The 4,129-nt window shown below is 42.9% G+C and carries 3 protein-coding genes and 2 pseudogenes; 2 read left to right on the forward strand and 3 right to left on the reverse strand.

What is annotated here, in order from left to right; translation table 11 throughout:
• From VNZ46_RS06170 to VNZ46_RS06180, 3 genes and pseudogenes are all read right to left on the reverse strand, one after another.
• Positions 1-379: pseudogene (locus tag VNZ46_RS06170) on the reverse strand (glutamine synthetase); the annotation flags it as partial.
• The gene (gene eat, locus VNZ46_RS06175; protein WP_325559227.1) at positions 376-1,692 is read right to left on the reverse strand and encodes an ethanolamine permease; all 1,317 of its coding nucleotides are present in this window, start codon (positions 1,690-1,692) and stop codon (positions 376-378) included. The pseudogene VNZ46_RS06170 and the gene eat, both read right to left, overlap by 4 nt.
• Before the next feature lie 100 nt (positions 1,693-1,792).
• Positions 1,793-3,313: a hypothetical protein gene (locus VNZ46_RS06180; protein WP_325559228.1), complete on the reverse strand. Its 1,521-nt coding sequence runs from the start codon at positions 3,311-3,313 to the stop codon at positions 1,793-1,795.
• 67 nt (positions 3,314-3,380) lie between these two features.
• Here VNZ46_RS06180 and VNZ46_RS06185 point away from each other — a divergent pair, with 67 nt between their 5' ends.
• Together VNZ46_RS06185 and VNZ46_RS06190 are read left to right on the forward strand one after the other, a co-directional pair.
• The gene (locus VNZ46_RS06185; RefSeq protein ID WP_325559229.1) at positions 3,381-3,794 is read left to right on the forward strand and encodes an EamA family transporter; all 414 of its coding nucleotides are present in this window, start codon (positions 3,381-3,383) and stop codon (positions 3,792-3,794) included.
• 51 nt (positions 3,795-3,845) lie between these two features.
• Positions 3,846-4,129: pseudogene (locus VNZ46_RS06190) on the forward strand (acetyl-CoA C-acetyltransferase); the annotation flags it as partial.

Here is a 4,129-nt window from a genome sequence, read left to right on the forward strand (position 1 = left end):
CTGTATCACTTAATACTTTACGGAGCAATTGTCTGGGGCAGGTATACGCTGCAACATCCTGCTCATTAACGAAATCACCCAGAAAAAAGGGGGTATCGTTCTCCCAGGGGATTTTACGGAAGGTACTCAGATCCAGTTTCACCAGCGCATCCGGATAACCGGTATGCCATCCAGTAAATTTTACATTATCATAAGCTGCATCCCCCATATCCCAGCCAAAGGTTACATCGCAAAAGCCAAGCCGTCCTTCGGCAACCGAACTGAATTTTTCAGCTGCGATATATTTCCCTCTTAAAACTCCGTCAATATCTGTTACAGCAACTTTTACCCTACCCGAAGGGTGCTGCTTTACGTAAGCGAGTATCTCCTGTGTTGTCATGGATCTGTTCTTTTAAAGATTTTGTACAGCAAAAAAGTGATGATCAGTATGGAAAAATAAATAAGTCCCAGTTGGAAACTGTAAATAAACATGGCCAGAATGGAAACCACTGCAATCACCAGGGAAACCACCGGGAATACCGGATAGAAAGGCGTTCGGAAAGGCCGGTGCAGTCCTGGTTCCTGTTTTCTCAACAAGATAATGGAGATCATGGAAATAATATAGAGTGTCAGTGCACCAAACACAGAAACAATAATGATCTCCGATGTTTTTCCCGATAACAAAGCAAGGATTCCGATCACCATATTTCCGAGGAGCGCATTGGCCGGGGTATGGAACCTGGGAGAGATCTTTCCCAGAAAGGCAGGAATATTGTGCACCCTTCCCATTTCGTAGGTAGACCTTCCTGCAGCCAGGATCAGCCCATGAAAAGAAGCCACCAGACCAAACAATCCAACCGTGATCAGCAGATGATACATCAAATGATTGCTGCCCGTAATCCTGGCCAGGGCTAAGGGCAGTGGGGAATCTGAAGTTTCTCCGGATACACCATTTTTATAAACAATCGCTTCCCAGCCACTGATTCCGGTAGCCGAAATAAAGATCAGCACACATAATATGGCCAGTGTAAAAATGGCCCAGCCAAAGCCTTTACTAATATCTTTCTGAGGATTTTTGGTTTCTTCGGCCACATTTGCAATTCCCTCAATACCCAGAAAAAACCAGATGGCAAAAGGTATAGCTGCAAATACTCCTCCCCAACCGTTGGGAAAAGAATTGCGCTGCAGATTGGCCATCTCAAATTTTGGCAATGCAATGCCAGAAAACAAGAGCAACTCCCCTACGGCCAGCACCGTAATGATGACTTCAAAGGAAGCCGCCGCCTTGACACCGTAAACGTTCAGCGCCGTAAACACAAAATAGATGGCAATAGCACTGCTCAGAATGGGTACCTGAGGAAAGAAAGCATTAAAATAAGCACCAATAGCAAAAGCAATAGCTGGTGGAGCAAGAATAAACTCCACAATCTGCGCAATCCCCGCAATAAAGCCTATGTTCTTGCCCATTGCCCGGTTGGCATAATCAAATACCCCGCCCGCCTTAGGTATCGCACAGGCGAGTTCAGCATAACTAAAAGTAAAGGTGACGTACATCACCATAATGACAATGGTGGCAATCGCCATACCGCCGGCACCGCCTTTTTCAAGGCCCAGGTTCCAGCCAAAATACATTCCGGAGATCACATATCCTACGCCAAGGCCCCAAAGCATAAAGGGGCTGAGTGTCTTTTTTAAGCCTTTATTTTCCGCCATCTGTGCAGGTGGGTTATATGCTTCTAATATAATACAAACTATATGAAATACATACAGTTATAGGATCAATATTAACAGAAAAATAATACGCTTTTAAAAATCAGGGCTGGCGGTCGAACAGAAACACCCAGCCATCCTCAAATCTGTATTTTTCAAGGAGCTTTCTGTGCTTATACATAGAAGAAAGATGGATCAGTTCAGGATCATCTATACTATTGAACCAAATGATATAGTGTGCTTTTTCTTTATAGAACTTTTCCTGGTATGCCTTATCTATATGGTGCGGAAGTTCATCTGCATGCAAACCTGTTTTAAAATAAACTGCATCGTGGGCATTAGAATAGATCTTTATGCCCTTTTTAAGGAATTCTGGATGTTTAGCGAGGAAGTTTGCGGTTTCTGATTTCTTCCAGGAATCATCTGCATAACCGGGAACACCATAAGTAACTGCATCCTGGTACATTTCATCGAGATGAGCCGTCGCATTATATTGGAACAGGAGCAAAAAGCCCAATAACAGAACCGTACTAACCTGCTTTGCCGCGGATCTTAATCCAAAAAAATAGCCAGGAAGCCAAAAAGTCAATGCAAATAAAGAGGGGATAAAAATCGGAACCAGCAAGCGGTTGTTAATCCCTTCAAAATGAGATAAAGTAGATATCCCTACAATAAATACGGAGTACACCACAACAAAAGCCGCTGCTATATTTTCCTGGCCATTATAATCTTTCCCTTTAAAAGCCCGATAAAAGAACAGCAGCATGACCACCATAAAAACCGATAAGCCGATTAAAATCGAGGTGCTGTGGTCCTGATTAAATACCGGGTACCAGTCAGAAAGCGTTTTACCGTAGTAACCAATATTCTCCAGTAAAGGCGTGTGTCCAAACTGGCGCGGTCCGGTCAAAGAGCCCACCAGCACGTGGTTCCGGATCAGGTTTAAGAACAAGATAAAAAAGGAGATCAAACTCAGCAGACCAATATGACCTGCTTTTTTCTTTGCGTCCATATGCGGTGCAAATAAGATCATCAGGCCCGCCGTTCCGGTTAGCGTAATCCCCGCGTAACGGGTTACTGTAGCCAGGCCGGCCAATACTGCACAAATGACCAGGTTTTTCACAGAACTGTGTTTGAGATACTTTTCCAGGAACAGAAAGAAAATCAAACTTAAGAGGATCAATAAGGTCTCCGACCACAACATAGAATAAACCTCTGTTAATGCCGGGCTAAAAGCAATAAAAAGCAATACAATACGCTTATACCATGCCGAACGCCAATGAAATTTTTTCAACAACCTCCCGGAGAGGAGCACCACTGCAGCTAATAAAACACAATTTAAAACCACACCTGTCTGTACAATATCAGATCCGGTCAGGAACATGATGATACTTAGAAAAACCGGATAAAACACAGGGAAAGCAACCAGGGGCTTCATATTAAAATCCGTCATGGTCCAATGTTCATGAATACTGCGGGCTGTACTGATATAGGCTATAGAGTCCGGAGAAATGCCAATTCCGTTATGTCCTGTAAAGATGACCATACAAGCCACCGCAAAAATGGAAATGACAAGGGCATCTGCATTGGAATACAGGTAACTGACAATTTTCTTCTTGGACATAATTTCTGGAATGACGCGGCGAAGTTACCAATTTTAATATATTTGACTGATCTATAATTTGAAAATCATGTGGTGGATATATGCTTTATTATCAGCCTTTTTTGCTTCCCTAACTGCAATTTTCGCTAAAATTGGTGTCACTAGTGTAAATTCCGACCTGGCCACTGCCATCAGAACCATAGTCATACTGGTCGTTGCCTGGGGAATTGTGCTCTTTAGAGGAGAATTAAAAGGGATCACTGAAATTTCCAAGCACAGCTTAACCTTTTTAATTCTTTCCGGATTGGCTACAGGCCTTTCCTGGATCTTTTATTACAAGGCGATCCAGCTGGGTAAAGTCTCACAGGTTGCTCCCGTAGACAAGCTGAGTCTGGCCTTAACGATCCTGCTCTCTTTCCTCATTCTAAAAGAAGCCATTACCCTAAAAATTATTATAGGTGCAGCCTTAATTATTGCAGGAACTGTTGTTTTGATTACCTAAAACCAGTGAATCTTATTTAACTTTGCTTATAACCAATTATAAATATTTCGAATGAAAGAAGTAGTAATCGTTTCAGCACTTAGAACCCCAATTGGAAGTTTCGGTGGATCATTAGCTGGTTTTACAGCTACACAACTTGGTGGAATTGCCATTAAAGCCGCAATAGAGAAAGCAGGGATCAAACCTGAAGATGTTCAGGAAGTATATATGGGAAATGTATTATCCGCCAACCTTGGCCAGGCACCCGCTACACAGGCTGCAAAACATGCCGGACTTCCTGATTTGCCTGCTACTACCATTAATAAAGTATGTGCTTCGGGCACCAAAGCCATCAT

It is taken from the genome of Pedobacter sp., assembly GCF_035566355.1.
GTDB lineage: Bacteria > Bacteroidota > Bacteroidia > Sphingobacteriales > Sphingobacteriaceae > Pedobacter.

Bases quoted from the DNA above. Each gene is read 5' to 3' on its own strand.
- eat (WP_325559227.1), bottom strand. From the start codon at position 1,692: ATGGCGGAAAATAAAGGCTTAAAAAAGACACTCAGCCCCTTTATGCTT.
- VNZ46_RS06180 (WP_325559228.1), bottom strand. From the start codon at position 3,313: ATGTCCAAGAAGAAAATTGTCAGTTACCTGTATTCCAATGCAGATGCC.
- VNZ46_RS06185 (WP_325559229.1), top strand. From the start codon at position 3,381: ATGTGGTGGATATATGCTTTATTATCAGCCTTTTTTGCTTCCCTAACT.